This is a genomic window from Mesorhizobium sp. Mes31 (genome assembly GCF_024519675.1).
Classification (GTDB): domain Bacteria; phylum Pseudomonadota; class Alphaproteobacteria; order Rhizobiales; family Rhizobiaceae; genus Mesorhizobium.
In genome coordinates this window covers 260707-277508 of record NZ_JALJRL010000005.1, presented here as the reverse complement: position 1 = coordinate 277508, position 16802 = coordinate 260707, and the positions used below count along the sequence as shown (strand labels likewise).

At 62.6% G+C, this 16802-nt stretch carries 22 protein-coding genes and 1 pseudogene; 11 read left to right on the top strand and 12 right to left on the bottom strand.

Annotated features, from left to right (window positions below; translation table 11 throughout):
- The first annotated feature begins 156 nt into the window (after positions 1–156).
- Both NR193_RS11410 and NR193_RS11405 read left to right on the top strand, forming a co-directional pair.
- Positions 157–390, top strand: a complete 234-nt coding sequence (locus NR193_RS11410) for a hypothetical protein (RefSeq protein ID WP_256750933.1) — start codon at positions 157–159, stop codon at positions 388–390.
- A 60-nt stretch (positions 391–450) separates the two neighbouring features.
- Entirely contained in the window at positions 451–888 is a 438-nt protein-coding gene (locus NR193_RS11405; RefSeq protein ID WP_256750932.1) for a hypothetical protein, read from the top strand.
- Between the two features lie 83 nt (positions 889–971).
- On the opposite strand, the gene NR193_RS11400 is transcribed toward NR193_RS11405, so the two are convergent.
- The 3 genes from NR193_RS11400 to NR193_RS11390 all read right to left on the bottom strand — a co-directional run bounded on the left by NR193_RS11400 (position 972) and on the right by NR193_RS11390 (position 2503).
- A complete protein-coding gene (locus NR193_RS11400; RefSeq protein ID WP_256750931.1) occupies positions 972–1598 on the bottom strand; it encodes a hypothetical protein in 627 nt (208 codons plus the stop codon).
- The gene (locus tag NR193_RS11395; protein WP_256750930.1) at positions 1591–2112 is read right to left on the bottom strand and encodes a hypothetical protein; all 522 of its coding nucleotides are present in this window, start codon (positions 2110–2112) and stop codon (positions 1591–1593) included. The genes NR193_RS11400 and NR193_RS11395 overlap by 8 nt, the downstream gene beginning before the upstream one ends.
- A 127-nt stretch (positions 2113–2239) precedes the next feature.
- Positions 2240–2503 (bottom strand): TfoX/Sxy family protein, encoded by a 264-nt coding sequence (locus tag NR193_RS11390; RefSeq protein ID WP_256750929.1) that lies wholly within the window; start codon positions 2501–2503, stop codon positions 2240–2242.
- Between the two features lie 113 nt (positions 2504–2616).
- Here NR193_RS11390 and NR193_RS11385 point away from each other — a divergent pair, with 113 nt between their 5' ends.
- Positions 2617–2976, top strand: coding sequence for a hypothetical protein (locus NR193_RS11385; RefSeq protein WP_256750928.1), 360 nt, complete (start codon positions 2617–2619; stop codon positions 2974–2976).
- 12 nt (positions 2977–2988) lie between these two features.
- Here the strand turns inward: NR193_RS11385 and NR193_RS11380 are convergent, their stop codons facing one another.
- On the bottom strand, positions 2989–3963 hold the full coding sequence (locus tag NR193_RS11380) for a DUF3592 domain-containing protein (RefSeq protein ID WP_256750927.1): 975 nt from the start codon (positions 3961–3963) through the stop codon (positions 2989–2991).
- 322 nt (positions 3964–4285) lie between these two features.
- The gene (locus NR193_RS11375) at positions 4286–5350 is read right to left on the bottom strand and encodes a GH25 family lysozyme (RefSeq protein ID WP_256750926.1); all 1065 of its coding nucleotides are present in this window, start codon (positions 5348–5350) and stop codon (positions 4286–4288) included.
- A 346-nt stretch (positions 5351–5696) separates the two neighbouring features.
- On the opposite strand from NR193_RS11375, the gene NR193_RS11370 reads away from it, so the two are divergent.
- A complete protein-coding gene (locus tag NR193_RS11370; protein ID WP_256750925.1) occupies positions 5697–6326 on the top strand; it encodes a DedA family protein in 630 nt (209 codons plus the stop codon).
- Here the strand turns inward: NR193_RS11370 and NR193_RS11365 are convergent.
- The 4 genes from NR193_RS11365 to NR193_RS11350 form a co-directional block, all read right to left on the bottom strand.
- The gene (locus NR193_RS11365) at positions 6323–7111 is read right to left on the bottom strand and encodes a phosphodiester glycosidase family protein (protein WP_256750924.1); all 789 of its coding nucleotides are present in this window, start codon (positions 7109–7111) and stop codon (positions 6323–6325) included. The genes NR193_RS11370 and NR193_RS11365 overlap by 4 nt on opposite strands.
- A 69-nt stretch (positions 7112–7180) precedes the next feature.
- Positions 7181–8053 (bottom strand): undecaprenyl-diphosphatase UppP, encoded by an 873-nt coding sequence (gene uppP, locus NR193_RS11360; RefSeq protein ID WP_256750923.1) that lies wholly within the window; start codon positions 8051–8053, stop codon positions 7181–7183.
- Positions 8054–8245: 192 nt separating this feature from the next.
- Positions 8246–8443 carry a hypothetical protein gene (locus NR193_RS11355; protein ID WP_256750922.1) on the bottom strand — a complete coding sequence of 66 codons (198 nt, stop codon included), beginning with the start codon at positions 8441–8443 and terminating at the stop codon, positions 8246–8248.
- Positions 8444–8597: 154 nt separating this feature from the next.
- A complete protein-coding gene (locus NR193_RS11350; RefSeq protein ID WP_256750921.1) occupies positions 8598–8996 on the bottom strand; it encodes a GFA family protein in 399 nt (132 codons plus the stop codon).
- A gap of 115 nt (positions 8997–9111) precedes the next feature.
- Here NR193_RS11350 and NR193_RS11345 point away from each other — a divergent pair, with 115 nt between their 5' ends.
- The gene (locus tag NR193_RS11345) at positions 9112–10140 is read left to right on the top strand and encodes an isopenicillin N synthase family oxygenase (protein WP_256750920.1); all 1029 of its coding nucleotides are present in this window, start codon (positions 9112–9114) and stop codon (positions 10138–10140) included.
- 33 nt (positions 10141–10173) lie between these two features.
- Here NR193_RS11345 and NR193_RS11340 read toward each other — a convergent pair.
- Both NR193_RS11340 and NR193_RS11335 read right to left on the bottom strand, forming a co-directional pair.
- A pseudogene (locus tag NR193_RS11340) lies at positions 10174–10263 on the bottom strand (polyketide cyclase); the annotation flags it as partial.
- A 4-nt stretch (positions 10264–10267) separates the two neighbouring features.
- Positions 10268–10516, bottom strand: coding sequence for a ParB N-terminal domain-containing protein (locus tag NR193_RS11335; RefSeq protein ID WP_008875526.1), 249 nt, complete (start codon positions 10514–10516; stop codon positions 10268–10270).
- A 178-nt stretch (positions 10517–10694) separates the two neighbouring features.
- On the opposite strand from NR193_RS11335, the gene NR193_RS11330 reads away from it, so the two are divergent.
- Positions 10695–11141 carry a thioesterase family protein gene (locus NR193_RS11330; RefSeq protein WP_256750919.1) on the top strand — a complete coding sequence of 149 codons (447 nt, stop codon included), beginning with the start codon at positions 10695–10697 and terminating at the stop codon, positions 11139–11141.
- Here NR193_RS11330 and NR193_RS11325 read toward each other — a convergent pair.
- A complete protein-coding gene (locus NR193_RS11325) occupies positions 11129–12088 on the bottom strand; it encodes a LysR family transcriptional regulator (protein WP_256750918.1) in 960 nt (319 codons plus the stop codon). The genes NR193_RS11330 and NR193_RS11325 overlap by 13 nt on opposite strands.
- A 137-nt stretch (positions 12089–12225) precedes the next feature.
- Between NR193_RS11325 and NR193_RS11320 the strand changes: the two genes are divergently transcribed.
- The 5 genes from NR193_RS11320 (at position 12226) to NR193_RS11300 (ending at position 16802) form a co-directional block, all read left to right on the top strand.
- Positions 12226–13008 carry an ABC transporter substrate-binding protein gene (locus tag NR193_RS11320; protein ID WP_091578332.1) on the top strand — a complete coding sequence of 261 codons (783 nt, stop codon included), beginning with the start codon at positions 12226–12228 and terminating at the stop codon, positions 13006–13008.
- Between the two features lie 61 nt (positions 13009–13069).
- Entirely contained in the window at positions 13070–13717 is a 648-nt protein-coding gene (locus NR193_RS11315) for an amino acid ABC transporter permease (RefSeq protein WP_256751028.1), read from the top strand.
- A 12-nt stretch (positions 13718–13729) separates the two neighbouring features.
- Positions 13730–14389 carry an amino acid ABC transporter permease gene (locus NR193_RS11310; protein ID WP_256750917.1) on the top strand — a complete coding sequence of 220 codons (660 nt, stop codon included), beginning with the start codon at positions 13730–13732 and terminating at the stop codon, positions 14387–14389.
- On the top strand, positions 14386–15150 hold the full coding sequence (locus NR193_RS11305) for an amino acid ABC transporter ATP-binding protein (RefSeq protein WP_306280031.1): 765 nt from the start codon (positions 14386–14388) through the stop codon (positions 15148–15150). Before NR193_RS11310 ends, NR193_RS11305 begins: the two co-directional genes overlap by 4 nt.
- Before the next feature lie 8 nt (positions 15151–15158).
- Positions 15159–16802, top strand: a complete 1644-nt coding sequence (locus tag NR193_RS11300) for a N,N-dimethylformamidase beta subunit family domain-containing protein (protein WP_256750916.1) — start codon at positions 15159–15161, stop codon at positions 16800–16802.

Sequence of the window (16802 nt, the reverse complement as noted above, 5' to 3'; positions counted from 1 at the left end):
GCCTTTGGTACCGCGAATAGGCCGAAGCCACGCGGGGCGACGAGATCAGAATCCCATCTCCTGTTGCAAGGTTATTATATGGAGATTCTGATCTAGGAGTCGAGAAGGCATCGGTAGCTAGTGTGACTTTAACGGCTCAAGAAAGGCCCTCTCGCTATGAAAACCGAACCACAAATTAGCGCCAATAAATTGATCGAATATTGCTTCGCTCGATCGACCCGCCGGACTGCGATCATCGAAGATACCATCAGACCCAAGAACTTCCTCCTCGACACGCGCTACAACGAGATTGAGCGCGCGATGATGCATTTCATAGAAACTCATGGTCGTGATGACAGCCGACTATCTCAGCTCGACGGGGTCTTGTTGTCTCGCCAACCTGCCACTTAGCACGACGAACAGAGGCTTCTTACGGCCCACGATGCAATCGAACTCTGTCGAACTATGAGCTTGGCTAAACTGCCTGCTACTGCGAAATTAATCGGTATTTCAGATAGTCAGCCAAAATTCTCTCTTGGCGGTGTCTCTGTTAGCGTCCGACCGACAAACTCAGTGAAGCTGGCACAGATAGGAAAGAAGGAATTGGGCCTTGGCTTGATCAAGCCTTACCTCTGCAAGACGCTGCCACTAACGACAGAAACTTCGTCGCTACATGGGGCCCTTCTCCACTGGTACGCGGAAGAATGCTTCAAAGGTGCTGGAGAACCACGTGCAGAATTTTGTTTTGTCGTTGATGTGTTTGCTCAGAAGATTTTCGCTGCGCCTGGCAACTTCAGCCAACGCAGAAAACTGCTGGCGGCCTCGTGCCAAGAGATTGCTGACCGCTGGCAGTCGATTCGGGCAAGGCTAGTTGCCGATGAAGCGGCCCGTCAGAAAGGGCTTAGATAATCTGCTAATTATCTCCACCTTCTCCCTTGGATCTGGGGGAGGGTGGCTGAGCGAAGCTTTGCCGAAGACTCTGATCTCGGCCCTCACCCCTTCGGCAACACCCGCAACGTCTGCTCATCAAACAATGGCTCATCCTGGCCGATGCGGACGAACAGCACCTTGTGCACTTCGCCCGCCGGCACCTCGAAATATTGGATGCCATCCGGCATTTCGCCCCAGTCGCCGCAGGGCGGGTCGGGAACCTCGTTGGGATCGGCAAGCGCCTTCAGCTCTTTCGCGTAGGCGGCGTCGGGGCTGAAAGTGTAGCGTTTGACGCCGCTGGGCACGGTTCCCTCGGTGTAGGGCGCCAGCACGCAGCGCGCGCTGACGGCCTTGTCGGTCTTTTCCAGGAACAGGCGCTGCAACGCAGCCTCGGCGGTTTCGCCGGGCTCGATGTCGAACAGCTCGACAAGAGGGTCGGCCGCGCCGCCGTCGCTGTATTTAATGGCGAGCGCGTTGCCGGCGAACTCGAAATGGATCTGGCGGAAGCCGAAGTCGCAGCGCTGCACCCAGGCGGCAAGACCGATCGTCTTGTCGGCGAGCCTTTCCCAGGCGCATTTGTCGACCGGCGGGCGCAACGGCGCCGGCTCGTCCGCACGTGCCACGGCGGATATCGTCAGGTACGCCAACAGGGCGCTGATCCAGACGATCGATCTCATGGCGCTATTCATCGCTGCATCCTGTCAAGGTGAAGGCATCCCACGCCCAGCCCTCTGGATTGGCTTTGGCGAAATCGGCCCCTTCGGTGAAAGTCGCGCCGAAATCGGGCAGCAGCAACCCTTTCGGCGCCGGTGTCGCTTCGCGGGAATTCAACTGCTCGGCGCCGCCGCCGGTCAAGGCATAGACCTGCCCATCCCATATCCTGCACAGTCCGCTGCCGTCCTGCAGCCCCGCTTCTCGATCCTCGTCGGTGCAGCGGTGGCGGATGGTGCCGAGCGGAAACAAATTCTTGCCATTGGTCCAGGTGATGTCGGCCGGCAGCCTGATGTCGGTATGCGGCACGGTCAGCGAAAACACCTCGGTCGTCGCCGCCGCCGGCTCGTTGTCGATCGGCCGAAACTGCATCACCGCGCCCGAGCGGGGCTCGCGGTAGGTGGCGTGGCTCAGCAGACATTCCCCGGCGCTCGCCGCCTGCATCGGATCGAGCAACCCCAGGAAAACGAAGGCCAGTTTGCGAATGATCATCAAACGTCTCTGGGAAAGCGTTGTGAAAGCCAAAGCCTGGGTGAGTACCGGCCCGCACAGTTGGATCATCAGGATTGGGTCTGAACAAGAGCTGCTCGCAATATGACAAGCTGCAGTTTGTCGGTACCTAACGCCTGTTCTGTCCCGCCTGCCCGCGCAGATGCTCCTTGGTTTCAGCATCAAGCGCCCGCCAGTCGCAACCGCGAATTGCCGCCTCCATCGCATAGAGCGCGAGGATCGTCACATGCCGACCGAACCGGAACCTCAATCGGTGGTAAGCTTCAATCGCACCGAAACTGCGCAAATCCTCTTCACTGAAAATATCAATTTCCGCCAGCATCCGCGCCATGGCTGGTCCGAGGTTTCTCATGTCTTCGATGCGAGTGCTCATCGCAGGGTCTTGGCGCGTTCAAAGCGCATAGTATAGTCCTTATGGGAATTGCCGCCTCGCAACTTCAACAGCCTGTATGGTCGAGCGCACCAATCGAAGGAGATAGACTGGTGATGCGGCGTTTGGCAATGACGATGGCAATGTCCGCACTTGCGGGCGGCACGGCACTGGCGGCGCCACCCTATGTCGGGACATGGTCCAGCGAACGCCTGAACTGCCGCGCGGCCGCGGATGTGCAGCGCCAGACTGTCTTCACCGTGGATCAGTCGGCCCTGTCGCTTCCCGAATTCGGCTGCGAGCACGCGACATTTCACAAATCCGCCAGCGGCTGGGTGGTGCATGCGAGCCAGTGCTACGGCGCGGACCCGTCGCTCGCGGAGCCGTTTTCCCGCGTCGTCCATATGGTCAGGCACGGGGCCAAGATGCGGTTCACCTGGCCTGGCTTCGACAGCGGGCCTCTTGCCCGCTGCTGAAGGAAGCCAGCCTCAGACCAGTCCGACCAGCAACGCAGCGCCGCCGAGAAAGCCAAGGGAACAGGCCCACAGCACCCAGAGCCCGCGCACGCGGCATTCGAGCACCGCCGAGGCGGGATTGGCGGGATCATAATGCACGTCGACCTTGCCGCCCTCGACATAGCGCGCCGCCTGGCCGCCGACGAGGCCAGGCAGCGAAGCCGTCACCGTGGCGCCGAAGGCGACGCGATCGGCGCTGTAGCGCTGGCCGGCGACGCCATAGCTGTAGACGATGCGGGACTTGAAAACAGTGCGCCAGGGCCGAGAGAACTCGAACCGGTCACGAGTCTTGATTGCCTGCAGGCCTGACGCATCGATGCGGCCGGCGGCGACCGGCCATTTCGCCGCCTGCTCGGCCATCGCTTTCTGGACGAAGGCCATGCGCAGCACAAACAGGCCCATGAACAGCAGCAGCGCTGCCGCGCCGAGGTTTTGCGGCTTTGGCAAATGCGGGCCGATTGCCTCCAGCACGCCGCCGACGGAGAGCACCAGCACCAGCGCGCCGATCACCAGCCCCGCCGAAAGCTGGACCATGAATCTGAAGGCGCCGTCCGGCATGGTGCGCTCGATCACGGCCTTGGCCGGATTGGACGGGTTGTAGAAGACGGTCACCTTGGCGCCGCGCGGAAACCGCGCCAGGGTCTCGGCGACTTCGAAATTGCCGAGGTTTTCCTGCACGCTGTAGTGCGAACTCTGGAATGTCCTGCCGCCCACCTTGTATTCGTAGGTGATCGCCGGAAAATTCCTGATCTCGGTGGCATCGCTGCTCTCCGAGCCGGTGCCCGAGCTTCGGACCTCGCGCGCCTCGACACGCGAGGAGATGATCTTTCCCGGCACCGGCAGCCAGCGGCTGACCGCCTTCACCTCTCGCCATTTCAGGAAGGTGACGATCGACAGCCCGCCGGCGACCGCGCAGGCAAAGCCGACCAACAGGAACTTGAGCTCCACCTCGTCTCCAATGCCACAGAGTGCGGGAACCCGCACATAGACATCAAGGCGGCGGCAATGTCTTGTCCATTCGCAAAGCCGCAATCTTCGGTTGATCCAGGTCAACGCGCATCGAGCGTTCGTCCTGTCTCCTCGATGATCATCGAAGGGGAGAACAACGTGTCGACTTACAGCCTGATGGTTACCACCATGGTCCTGCTCTATTTCGGGACCTTTTCCGGTGTCCTGGCCTATGCCACCATCGAAGAGTCGCGCCGCCGGCAACCAAGATAAGATCAGGCCGTGGCGCTGGCGGCGCTGCCAATCAGCGGATTGCGCTGTTTCAGTCGGCGTCGGCGACGGTCGTTTGCCCTCCGGCGAAAGCCCGCCACTGCCGTTCATCGCCCTGGAAGACGTTGAGGTCGATGCGGCCGGTGACGCCATGCGAGAGGCCCGAGCCGGAATACTGCCAGAACAGCCATTTGCGGCCGGGATAGACCTTTGACGGGTGCGCCGCCACCGCGCGCAGCCAGAACGGGTAATCGAGGAATTCGCCCCTGAGGTTGTCGCGATAGAAATCGGGCGAGGTGTAGATGATCGGCCGCTGGCCGTAGTGGCGCTCCAGCTTGTCCATGAACACCTGCATCTTCTCCAGCACCTTTTCGCGCGATGGCCGCCGCTTGCAGCTGGATTCGCCGTTCCACTCGACGTCGATCACCGGTGGCAGCGCACCATCCATCTTCGGCACGTTGCGGATGAACCAGTCGGCCTGCTCGCCCGCCGTGCGGCACCAGTAGAAGAAGTGATAGGCGCCGCGCTTCAAGCCGGCGGCGTCGGCGTTGCGCCAGTTTTTCATGAACATCGGATCGAGATGGTCGCCGCCATCGGTCGCCTTGATGTAGGCGAAGTTGGCGCCTTGCGCGCGCAGCTTTTCCCAGTTGACGTTGCCTTGCCAGCGCGAGACGTCGACGCCATGAACGGCAAGGTGCCGGGGCGAAGCCTTGCCGAAATTGATCGGCTTGGCGTCGCGAAAGCCGTAGCGGGTGAGCGGCCCGGCAAGCATCGGCGGGGCGGCGCGGCTCAACAGCCTTGGCTTCGATACCAGCGCGGCCGGCTCGACCGGCAGCCCGCCGACATCCGGCACTTCAGGCGCCGGAAACGCCACCGTCTCTTCCTCCGCCAGGCCGAAAGGCCGGGCATTGTCGTCTACCGGCGCCCTTTCGGCCCTCGGCGCCCTGCTGGCCATCGCCGCCGGGACTGCCGTCACCGGTGCCGGCGGGCGCACCACGGAACTGGTGGTCTCGCTCGACGGTTTCTGCAAATCCAGCGCATCGATGCCGGCCGTCGACGAGCAACCGGCAAGGCAAAGCGATGCGATCAAGAAACTGATGACGCCCGGTATCCGCATCTGGACCTGTACTCAAAACACAACAGACCGAGGGCAAAACGGCAGCCGACGGACAAACCAGATCGAGTTATGAACGAGAAATTACCAATAAAGTTTGAATCAAGTTTTTTCCGTGCATGCCGGGCGGCGAAATCCGGCCTTCGGCACCAACGGCCAGGCCAGCCTTGACAGCGCCACGATGTCCCTGTTGAGACGATACGCACCTCCCGCGCTTGCCGCTGGCACAATCCCCGCAAAGGCATCCGATGATTGCATTGCAGCGACTGCTCCTGCCCTCCTGCTCGCCATCCCCTGCAGGAGCCCGCTCGATAGTGGCCTCTGAGTAGCGTTTTATCACGGAGCTGGCGTGCAATCCTTCATCGATCAATGTGTTTCCTTCATCGAGACGCACCAGGCCTGGGCCGGTGTCATCGTCGGTCTGCTGGCTTTCGGTGAATCGCTGATCCTGATCGGCATCCTTTTGCCTGGCACCGCTGTGCTGGTGATCGTCGGCGGCCTGGTTGGCGCGGGCATCGTCGAGCCGCTGCCCGTTCTGCTCGCCGCGATGATCGGGGCGGCGCTTGGCGACACCGTCTCCTATTTTCTCGGCAGATGGCTGGGACGCGGTGTCGTCCATGAATGGCCGCTCAACCGCTACCGCCGCGAGATCGCCAGGGCACGGCTGTTCTTCCGGCGCTATGGCTTCGCCGCGATCTTCGCCGGGCGCTTCTTCGGTCCGGTGCGCGCCACCGTGCCGCTGGTCGCGGGCATGATGGGCATGAACCGTCGCCTGTTCCAGATCGCCAACATCGGGTCGGCGATCATCTGGGCGCCGGTCGTGCTGTCGCCCGGATGGCTGGTGGCCAAGGGCGCCGGCAGTTTCGCGGAGCCCGGTGCGACCAGCCTGTACGGCATGGCGGCGATCGCGGCCGTGACGGTGATCATCGTCGCCGTGGCCATAGTCAAGCTCCGCGGCCGGCGCGACGCTCGCCACTAGCCCTTCCTGAAGACACCGATCATCGGCCCCAGGTTCCAGTAGTCGTCATTGCGGCCGATCGCCGGGGCAAGCAGGCTCGATATCGTGCCGTCGAGGAACAGCGCGTTGTCGCAGCCGAGTGCATCGCGAAACAGGCGGGCGAACGCGTGGAAGGTCACCGTGCCGTTCGAAATCGCGAAGACGGCGACACCATCCTTGCGCACCCCGACACCGTCGCGGGTCTTGCGCGAAGTGCTGTCGGCAAGGAATTTCGGATGCAGCCGGCCATCGATCACCAGCATCGGCCCGGATTGCGTCGCGTAGTCGACAGGTGGCCGTGCTCTCAGGAAATCCCTGGTCGAACGGACCGCGGCCTTGCCGCCGCTCATGTAGAAAATGCCGTTCGGCTGCATGGAAAAATTGCCGCTTCCCGAACCGACCTTCGCGGATGTGACTTCCTGGCCATGCTCGACATAGAGACCAACCGGATCGAGGTTCGGGTGATACATGCCGGCATTGATGGCAAACAGCATCGTGCGTCCGGCCGCCTGTTGCGAGGCATGGAGATTGTGCAGCGACTGAAAGGGCTTGCCCGCCGGATCCTTCCAGAACAGTTCGATCGCATAGCGTTTCGGGTCGACCTCGCAAACAAGATAGCTGGTCGCCTCGAAGGCCAAGTCCCGGCATGGCGGCAGCGAGGTGACCCATTGGCCAAATCCCATGCCGAGTGCCGCCACCGACGGCAGCGCGCCCTTGGCCAGCGCCAGCAGCAGCGGCACCGATTGGAGGAGGGTCAAGAGATCCATGCGCGTACCGGAATCGAACTTCGGGGCCCGGTACGGGTATAGCCCGTTTCAAGCGATACTGTGGAAGCCCTAGACGAGCCACCCCATGGCGACGCTCAACAGCAGGACGACGCCGAGCACGCCGCGATAGATGACGAACGGCCAGGCCGAAAAGCGCTCCAGCACGCGCATCAGGCCCCAAATGGCGAAGAAGGCGGAAACCGAGGCGACGACCAACCCCACCGCCAGCACCGACCAGCCGTGAGAGTCGAGATGGACCTTGTGCAGTTCCCAAAGCTCCTTGAGACCGGCCAGTGCAATGGCGGGCAACCCGAGCAGGAACGAGAAACGCGCCGCCTCGGCCCGCTTGAAGCCGAGCCCCAGTGCTGCCGTCAGGGTCGAGCCCGAGCGCGAGACGCCGGGAATCAGCGCACCGATCTGGGCGACGCCGACGAGCAGCGCGTCGGTCAGCGACGCTTCGCCGATGGTGCGCCGGTGACGGGCGAAAATCTCGGCCAGCGCCAGCAGGATCGCCATCGCGATGCAGGCCCAGCCGATGACCGTCAGGCTGCGCAGCGGCGAATTGCAGGCGTTGAGCACGCCCGACAGCGCCACCCCGGCGACGACGATCGGGATGGTTGCCAGCACGATCCACAGCGCCAGCCTGAAATGCTGGTTGGCGAAATCGCGTCGCGTCAGAGCGTTGAGCGAACCAAACAGGATGTCCCTGACATCGCTCCAGAAATAGCTGACCACCGCGGCAAGGGCCGCAAGCTGCATGGCGGCGGAGAATGCGGAACCCGGATCCTGCCAACCGAGCACGGCCGGCACGATTCGCATATGGGCGGTCGACGAAATCGGCAGCAATTCGGTGATGCCTTGCACCACGCCGAGAATCGCCACCTTGGCGAATCCCAAACCGACGAAGCCGGTGTCCACGCCTTGAGTACACATTCCGGCCATGTCGAATTCCATGCGAGAGACTTGCGCAGGACCAACCGGTGCAGGTCAGCCCCGCGGGAGCCTTACCCTCATGTGGCGGAGAATCAATTTACGGATTTGTAAGCTTGGCGCCGCCGCGCCGAAATACGCGTCATTCCACAGCGAACGCCAACGGGCCGGTCTGTGTTTTCATAGGGGACAATCGCAACGCGATTACGGGCACAGCCAGAGTTTCTGGCAGGCCCTGGCGATCACATGCGCCGGCGGCACAACAGGCTCATCGACGGAAGGCCGGCGAACCCGTTCGAGCAGCAAGCGCACCTGTTCCGGGCGCACACGGTCGCGCTCCATCACAAGCAGGACCATCGGATCGCTCAAAAGCTCGTCCAGGGTGCTGATGCTGTCGTTCATCCGTCGTCTCCTCGAATGCCGGGCCCGCACCTCCTAGATAGGGAGACAATGATGGCCCGCCAATGACGCTTTGCCGGCTATCTCGTGTCTCTTTGGAATAAATTTTGGTCAGACTTGCGCGCTCCCTTCTCACCTCGCGAGAGAACGCAACAACCTAGTTCGGCGGCGGTGCGCCGTCATATTGCGGCAGGCCGTCATCGAGCATCACCCAGGGCTGCTTCGAGGCCGTGAAAATATGCATTTGCGGCTTGAAGGCCGTGGGATCATCGAGCGAACCGGTGGTGATGCCGATGATGCCGGCGGAATCGCGCCGGGAAAACATCGTCGTCCCGCAGCTTGGACAAAAGCCCCGCTTGAGGTCCGGCGACGTGTTTATCGTCGCCAGTGGCCCCTCGATCGTCACATCGTCGATGCGAAACAGCACGCGGGCGTTGAAAGTGGCGCCGATCGCCTTCTGGCACAGCCGGCAGTGGCAGATGCGTTCGTTGATGGGGTCGGCGTCCGCGCGATAGCGCACCGCCTTGCACAGGCATCCGCCCTCATATCTTGCCATCGCCCGGATCCGTTGCTGGAGTGAAGAGCGGCAAGGTAACGGCGGGGCCGATTGGGTCAATTGAAAAGCTTTGATACAACGTCATCGATTATCGTGATGCGGGGGACCTGAAGCCATGAAGCCAGACATCGAAACCTTGGACATCGCGGCCCTGTTCGGGCCGCCCTCGTCCGCCCGCGACCACACCGACGCCAGGATCATGGCTGCCGCCGCTGGCATCGGCTTCATGGCGGTCCGGAACTTTCCCGGCGATGACTGGCTGACGCCGGACAAACGAGCACAATTGCTGCGCATCTTCGCGCTTCCCGACACAGAGAAGCAGAAATTGCTGCGTTGGAATTTCGACCACACGAAGAAGAACGTCTATCGTGGCTGGTTCCCGCTGCAGCCGACAGCCGTTTCCTACAAGGAAGGCATCGACATGGGGCCGGATCTTGCCCATGCCAGCGATATCCTGGCGTCCGACGATCCGCTCCTCGAGCCGACGCCCTTGCCGGCCGAGGAGGCCCTGCCCGGCTGGCGCACGGCGGCAGCCAATTACTATCGTGCGATGGAAGCGGTCGGCAACGCGCTGATGCGCTCGATCGCCCGCGGGCTCGGCCTGCCGGAAACGATCTTCGATGGCTATTTCGAGAACGGCATCTCGACGCTGCGCCTGATCCGCTATCCCCTGCGTGACGCCAATGCGGGCGTCGATACCAGCGGGCCGGAATTTTCGGTGGTCCACAAGGGCGAGACGCGCACCATCATCGGCCGCGAGCATGCCGATTCCGGCTTCGTCACGTTGCTGGCGCAGGACGGCGTCGAGGGGTTGCAGGCAAAGAACCTGGCCGGCGAATGGATCGACGTGCCGCCGGCCGACGGCACGCTGGCGGTCAATTTCGGACAGTTGCTGGAGCGCTGGACCGGCGGGCGTGTCCGGGCGACGCGGCACCGGGTGATTGCGCCGAAGACGGCTCGGTTCTCGATCCCGTTCTTCTACGAACCGCGCGTCGACGCCGAGATCGCGCCGTTGCCGCTGAGCGACACGCAGCCCTTCGAACCGTTCCTCTATGGCGACTATCTCTGGGACTCGGCGACGAATTTCGTCGAGATGAGTGGCATCAAGCATCTCAGGCAACCGCGCCGCGCCAAGGCTTCCTGAGCCGGGCGCGGTCGTCGTCGGGGCAGTCCTGTATCAAAGCGTTCTGGCGAGCTCTTCGAACTGGTCGGTGCACTGGCCCCAGCCCACGTGGAAACCCATCTTCTCGTGCTGTTCGCGGTCGGAAGCGTCAGTGGCGCTTGGCTTGCACCAGGTAAGCGTCGATCTCGGTCTCGCCGAGCCACTTGGCCGCTTCCAGACGATGCAGGCCTTCGACGAGGATATGGCGCTTGCCGTCATGGCGGACCTGGATCGGCGTCTTCATGCCATTCTCCAGTATATCCTCGGCCAGATGCCGAACCGTCTCCGGGTGCAGCGTCTTCTTGCGCGCTGTCGGCACGTATATATCGTCGACCTTGACCTTCTGGACTCTGAGCATGCTTGTCCCCGTGGCGGAAAACACCGCCCCCTGAGATAGTCCGTTTGCTGGAGCCGGCCAAGGGCGCGGCTAACGAATACCGGGCCCAAATAGCCGGTTTGCCTGTCGTCGCGCATTTCGATATTGCGTGTGCGCAATCGCGGACGGCAGGGTCCTGCAGGGCCACGGAGCAATCCCCATGAGCAAATCTCTCGTCACCTTTGTCGGCGTCGCTCATCCCTGGATGTGCGACGTGATGGGGCACATGAATGTGCGCCATTACGCGGCGATGTTCGACGATGCCAGCTTCCAGCTTCTCGGCCATATCGCCGGACAGGACGGCAACCAGCCGTCGCAGACCGGATGGGCCGATGTGCGCACCGAGATCGACTACCGGCACGAAACGAAGGCCGGCTCGCTCATCACCATCCGTTCGCATGTCGTCAAGATCGGCCGTACGTCCGTCACCTTCGAACAGGTGATGTCGGGATCGCTCGACGGCATTGTCCATGCGTCGAGCCGGACGACCTGCGTGCGCTTCGACCTTACGGCGCGCGCCTCGGTCGCGCTGGACGAGCCGATGCGGAGCCGCGCGGCGGCCTTCCTGATTGAACAGCCAGAAGCCTCGGCCGGTCAGCCGTTGTAGATGCGGTCGCCGAGCGGCGTCTCGGCGATCAGTGCTTGCAGTCCTGACAGCAGCGCCTTCTCGGCGCGATTCATCGCCTTGTCGGGATTGACCAGCAGGAAGATGTCGATGGCTGGTGGCGCGTCGTAGGGCGGCAGCCGCCATAGCGTCCCGTCGGCCACGTCGCGCCGCGCGACATGCAACGGCAGCGGACCGATGCCGAGCCCGGCGACGATCATGCGCCGTACCTCCTCCAGGCTGGAGGAGACGCCGACGACATCGGCGTTCAGCCGGGCCTCGCTGCGCAGCAGCGCGACCGGCCGCAGCGCGTCCGAAATATGGTCGGTCTGGAACGATACCGAGGGCTCGCCCCGCAGATCCGCCAGCGTCAGTCCGGTCTGCCCGTAGAGCCTGTGCTGGGGACCGCAGAAGAAGCCGAAGAACTCGCGATAGACCATCGCGTATTCCAGCGCCGGATCGCGCTGGCTGACCAGGCAGATGCCGAAGGAGGCGCGGCGCTCCCTCACCTGCTTGGCCACTTCGGTGCTTGCCGCGACCGAGATGGTGATGCTGGCGCGCGGGTAGTTGCGGTGAAACTCCGAAAGCGCCTGGTCGAACAGTGGCGAGACGACATGGCTGGCGGTGGCGATCATGACGTGGCCGGTGACGTCGTCGCTGATGCCCCGCATCAGCAGCGGCAGCTGCGATATGGTGCCGAACACCTCGACGCTCTGCTCATAGAGAAGCCGCCCGACCTCGGTGAGTTCGAAGCGTGTCGCATCGCGCTCGACCAGCCGCCGGCCAACCCGGTCTTCCAGCCGCCGTAGCGCATTGCTGACGCTTGGCTGCTTGAGGTTCAGCCGCTCGGCGGCGCGCGTGATGCTCTTTACCTCGGCGATGACAACGAATGTCCGCAGAAGGTTCCAGTCCAGATCCCAGACCAGCCGTTCGGGGCGAGGCAAAGCCATTCCTGATATCTATGCTCTCTATTCCCATTATCTATTTGCGCAATGCATGCGCAAAGGCAATCATTGAAGTCAGGAAAGCGTCCCCGCGCCTCCCAAGAACAAGACTTCGCGCTCCATCCAGAGGACAAGGACACCAGATGAACAGAGTATTTTCCGGCATCGCGGTTGCGGCACTGCTGCTTGCGTCGACCTTCACAACCGTGTCGGCCAGGGCCGACGACCTCGAGAAGATCAAGGCGGCGGGCGAGCTGAAGATTTCCATGAGCGGGCAGTATCCGCCGTTCAACTTCGTCAACGACCAGAATGAGGTCGTGGGCTTCGACGCGGATATCGGCAAGGCCATCGCCGAGCGCATCGGCGTCAAGGGCACCATTATCACCACGGCGTGGGACGGCATCATCGCCGGGTTGCTTGCCAACAAGTACGACACCGTCGTCGGCTCGATGACGATCACGCCAGAGCGCGAGAAGGTGGTCGATTTCGTCGGCCCGTACTATCACGCTGGCCGCGCCGTTTTCGTGAACGAGGATTCCAAGGTGCAGAGCCTCGACGATCTCAAGGGCAAGACCCTTGGCGTCACGCTGGGCGAGACGCATGAGAAATGGGCCCGCGAACAGGGCGGTTGGGACATCCGCACCTACAAGGGCCTGCCGGAACTTCTGCTCGAATTGAAGGCCGGTCGCGTCGACGCCATCGTCGTCGACAACATTCCGGTCATGGTCGCCGTCAAGGAGACGGGCGAGAAGGTCCGCAAGCTCGACACGCCGAACATTGAAGGCGGCAGCGTCGCCATCGGCATCGCCATCCGCAAGGACAATCCGCAACTGAAGGCCGCCATGCAGAAGGCGCTGGACGACATGATGGCCGACGGCACCTACAAGAAGATATCCACGCAATGGGTCGGCAGCGACATCCGCTGATCCCTATGGGCTCCCGGCGGCCCCAAAGCCGCCTGGAGCACTCCTCTTGCCGGGCTATTCCATGGATTTCTCCTTGATGCAGCGCGTCTTCCCGTTCTTCGTGGAAGCCGCGTTGGTGACGATCGAGATCACAGTGCTGGCCCTGATCCTGGGCCTCGCGGCCGCTGCACTGGCCGCGGCCGCCAAGATGTCGAGGTCCGCGATCCCGCGGGCCATCGGCACACTCTATGTCAGCCTGTTTCGCGGTACGCCCTGCCTGATCCAGCTCTTCGTGCTCTATTTCGGCGGCCCGCAAATCGGCATCAATCTGGATCCGTTCGCGGCAGGCGTCATCGGCCTCGGCCTCAACATCGGCGCCTATATGGCGGAATCGATCCGCGGCGCGCTGGTCGCTGTCGACAGAGGCCAGATCGAAGCTGCGCGCACAATCGGATTCAGCCGTTTCCAGACGTTGCGCAAGGTCGTGCTGCCGCAGGCCGCGCGGCTGATGATACGGCCGCTCGGCGTCAATACGGTCGCTCTGTTGAAGGGATCAGCACTGGTGTCGACAATTTCGGTCGTGGAACTCACCTACACGGCCCAGCGCTTTATCGGTTCCACCTATAAGCCGTTCGAGATCTTCGGCGTTGCCGCCCTGCTCTACATGATCATGGTCTACGCCGTCGCCCGCATCGTCGATTTGCTCGACAAGCGCTTCGCAATCGTCTGATCGGAGAGCGCGATGCAAGGTCTCGATTTCACCGTCGTCGCGCCCTACTGGGACCTCTTGTTGACTGGCGCCTGGTGGACCGCGCTGCTCACGGTCTCGGCAGGAGCGCTCAGCTTCGTCTTCGGTATTCTGTTCGCGGTGACAGTGCTGTACGCGCCGTTGATCGTCGCCTATCCCGTGCGTGTCTTCATCTGGGTGTTCATGGGCACGCCGCTGCTGCTGCAGCTCTTCCTGATCTATTTCGGCCTGGTGCAGATCGGTATCGACATTCCTGCCCTTGCAGCCGGCATCGTCGGGCTTGGCCTGCATTTTGCCGTCTACAATGCAGACGTCATCCGCGCGGGCATCGTCGCCGTCGATGTCGGCCAGACGGAAGGCGCACGCAGCATTGGCTTCGGCAAATGGCAGACGCTGCGCTACGTCGTGATACCGCAGGCTATCCGCAACACGGCCCCGCCAATCGGAAGCAACCTGATCGCGCTGCTGAAAGAATCCTCCATCGTCTCGGTCATCGGCATCGCCGAGCTGGTTCATTCGGCCCAGCAGGCGATCAGCGAAACGTTCCGGCCGTTCGAATTCTACATCACGGCGGCGGCGCTCTACTATATTCTCAATCTCGTGCTCGAAGCAGGTCTGCGTCGGTTCGAACGGAACGTGGAGGTTTCCCGATGAGCTTGCGCCAGCCAATGGTCGAGGTTCGCGGCGCGCGCAAATCGTTCGGCGCCGTCGAAGTCCTCAAAGGCATCGACCTGTCGGTCGAGCGTGGGCAGATCGTGGCGATCATCGGGCCGAGCGGCTCCGGCAAGAGCACGCTGCTGCGCTCCATCAACCATCTGGAATCGCTCAACGGCGGCGAAGTCTGGCTCGACGGCGTGCAGGTCAACCAGCCGCTGCATGGCCAGGCTTTCGAACGGCACATCAACAAGGTGCGCCAGCAGATGGGCATGGTATTTCAGCACTTCAACCTGTTCCCGCATCTGACCGTGATCGAGAACATCACGATGGGGCCAGTGATCCTGAAAGGCATGCCGAAAGCCGAAGCCCGTGCGCTGGCGCTTGCTCTCTTGTCCAAGGTCGGGCTCGCCGACAAGATCGACGCCTATCCCTCGCGGCTTTCGGGCGGACAGAAGCAGCGTGTGGCGATTGCCCGCGCGCTGGCGATGCAGCCCAAGGTGATGCTGTTCGACGAAGCCACCTCGGCGCTCGATCCCGAACTCGTCGACGAAGTCAACGCGGTGATGAAACAGCTTGCCGCCGAACACATGACCATGCTCATCGTAACGCATGAGATGCGCTTTGCCGGCGAAGTGGCGGACAGAGTGCTGTTCATGGATGGCGGCGTGGTGGTGGAAGAAGGCCCGCCGGCCGATATCTTCCGCGCGCCGCAGAAAGAACGCACCCGCGCCTTCCTCAAGAAATACCTTTCCGCCTGAGTACGATGATGACCAGATTGATCACGGAATTTCCCGATTTCGGACTGACGCCGGAACAGCGCCGGCACGCGGTACGCGGCCACTATTATGAATGGCCGGGCATGGATGGCGAGCGCGGCGAGATCTGGTGCTACAGCGACCGCTTTTCCTATCGCGCTGGCGAAACGGTGGCGTTGCATGTCAGTTCAACGGCACCCGCATTCAGCATGACGATCACCCGCGACGGCGGCAGCGAAACCAGGGTGTTCGAGAAATCGGGCATCGCGGCACGCTGGCAGGACACGCCCGACCATTGCTCGGCCGAGGGTTGCGGCTGGGAAGCTTCGTTCGAATTTCCCGTCGGGAGCGATTGGCCGTCCGGCGCCTACCGGGTGACGCTGACCGCCGATGGCCGGGACGGCAAGCCGATCCAATGCCACCATGTTTTCATCGTTGCTCCCCTGCCCGGCAAGAAACCCGGCCGTGTGCTGCAAGTGGCGGCGACAGGAACCTGGCTTGCCTACAACACCTGGGGCGGCTCCAACCACTACCAGGGCATTACCGGACCGGATCGCAACCAGTATTCGCCCATCGTGTCGACACAACGCCCCTGGTGCCGTGGCTTCGTCGTGCTGCCGAAAGACGCACCGCGCGTGCCGCTGGAAGTCGCCGTGCCGCCCAAGACGATACCGCGCTATCCGCATATGGAGTGGGCGCTCGCAACCGGTCATTCGAAGAAATACGCCTCGTCGGGCTGGGCCAGCTACGACAGCCACTTCTTCCGCTTCGCCGAACGGGCCGGCTATGCCGTCGATCTCGTCAGCCAGCACGATCTGCATTTCTCGCCTGGTATTCTCGACGGCTACGACTGTGCGGTTTTCGTCGGCCACGACGAATACTGGACATGGGAGATGCGTGATGCCGTCGACCATTATGTCGAACGCGGCGGCCATGCGGCACGCTTTGCCGGCAATTTCATGTGGCAGACGCGGCTGGAGGAGCAGGGCCACCGGCAGGTCTGCTTCAAATACCGCGCCCGTACCGAGGACCCGGCCTATCTCCAAGGCGGCGACGTCACCCGCGCCACCAACTCCTGGGAGGCGCCGGAAATCGGCCGGCCTGGTTCGGCGACCTTCGGGCTCAACGCGACGCGCGGCGTCTATACCGGCTGGGGCGGCTGTGCGCCGCGCGGCGTGCGCGGCTTTCCGGTCTACAGGCCGGAGCATTGGGCCTTCGCCGGCACCGGCATCTATTATGGCGACCTGCTCGGCTCCGACAGCCATGTCTATGGCTATGAGGTCGACGGGCTCGACTTCGAGATACGCGGCGGCCTGCCCTACCCCACCGCCACCAGCGGTGCTCCGGATGGCCTGCAGGTTCTTGCCGTCGGCATGGCCAGCCAGGTGGAGGAAAGCGCCGATATCCCGATCGAGGACCAGTTCCTCACCGACGAGGATGGCCGCTTCACCGCCGAAACGCTGTTCGGCGAGGCGAGCGACGCCAACCTGGAAAAAGTCAAACGCGGCAATGGCATGATCGTCAATTTCCCGCGCGGCAAGGGCGAGGTGTTCCACGCCGGAAGCTGCGAATGGGTGGCCGGCCTGCTAAGACAAGACCCGATGGTCGAACGCGTCACCCAGAATGTCCTCGATCGTTACCTCAGAAAGTCCTGA

Excerpts from the sequence above, each read along its gene's own strand:
- NR193_RS11410 (WP_256750933.1), top strand. The coding sequence starts at position 157 with ATGAAAACCGAACCACAAATTAGCGCCAATAAATTGATCGAATATTGC.
- NR193_RS11400 (WP_256750931.1), bottom strand. The coding sequence starts at position 1,598 with ATGAATAGCGCCATGAGATCGATCGTCTGGATCAGCGCCCTGTTGGCG.
- NR193_RS11395 (WP_256750930.1), bottom strand. The coding sequence starts at position 2,112 with ATGATCATTCGCAAACTGGCCTTCGTTTTCCTGGGGTTGCTCGATCCG.
- NR193_RS11390 (WP_256750929.1), bottom strand. The coding sequence starts at position 2,503 with ATGAGCACTCGCATCGAAGACATGAGAAACCTCGGACCAGCCATGGCG.
- NR193_RS11385 (WP_256750928.1), top strand. The coding sequence starts at position 2,617 with ATGCGGCGTTTGGCAATGACGATGGCAATGTCCGCACTTGCGGGCGGC.
- NR193_RS11375 (WP_256750926.1), bottom strand. The coding sequence starts at position 5,350 with ATGCGGATACCGGGCGTCATCAGTTTCTTGATCGCATCGCTTTGCCTT.
- NR193_RS11365 (WP_256750924.1), bottom strand. The coding sequence starts at position 7,111 with ATGGATCTCTTGACCCTCCTCCAATCGGTGCCGCTGCTGCTGGCGCTG.
- uppP (WP_256750923.1), bottom strand. The coding sequence starts at position 8,053 with ATGGCCGGAATGTGTACTCAAGGCGTGGACACCGGCTTCGTCGGTTTG.
- NR193_RS11355 (WP_256750922.1), bottom strand. The coding sequence starts at position 8,443 with ATGAACGACAGCATCAGCACCCTGGACGAGCTTTTGAGCGATCCGATG.
- NR193_RS11350 (WP_256750921.1), bottom strand. The coding sequence starts at position 8,996 with ATGGCAAGATATGAGGGCGGATGCCTGTGCAAGGCGGTGCGCTATCGC.
- NR193_RS11345 (WP_256750920.1), top strand. The coding sequence starts at position 9,112 with ATGAAGCCAGACATCGAAACCTTGGACATCGCGGCCCTGTTCGGGCCG.
- NR193_RS11335 (WP_008875526.1), bottom strand. The coding sequence starts at position 10,516 with ATGCTCAGAGTCCAGAAGGTCAAGGTCGACGATATATACGTGCCGACA.
- NR193_RS11330 (WP_256750919.1), top strand. The coding sequence starts at position 10,695 with ATGAGCAAATCTCTCGTCACCTTTGTCGGCGTCGCTCATCCCTGGATG.
- NR193_RS11325 (WP_256750918.1), bottom strand. The coding sequence starts at position 12,088 with ATGGCTTTGCCTCGCCCCGAACGGCTGGTCTGGGATCTGGACTGGAAC.
- NR193_RS11320 (WP_091578332.1), top strand. The coding sequence starts at position 12,226 with ATGAACAGAGTATTTTCCGGCATCGCGGTTGCGGCACTGCTGCTTGCG.
- NR193_RS11315 (WP_256751028.1), top strand. The coding sequence starts at position 13,070 with ATGGATTTCTCCTTGATGCAGCGCGTCTTCCCGTTCTTCGTGGAAGCC.
- NR193_RS11310 (WP_256750917.1), top strand. The coding sequence starts at position 13,730 with ATGCAAGGTCTCGATTTCACCGTCGTCGCGCCCTACTGGGACCTCTTG.
- NR193_RS11305 (WP_306280031.1), top strand. The coding sequence starts at position 14,386 with ATGAGCTTGCGCCAGCCAATGGTCGAGGTTCGCGGCGCGCGCAAATCG.
- NR193_RS11300 (WP_256750916.1), top strand. The coding sequence starts at position 15,159 with ATGACCAGATTGATCACGGAATTTCCCGATTTCGGACTGACGCCGGAA.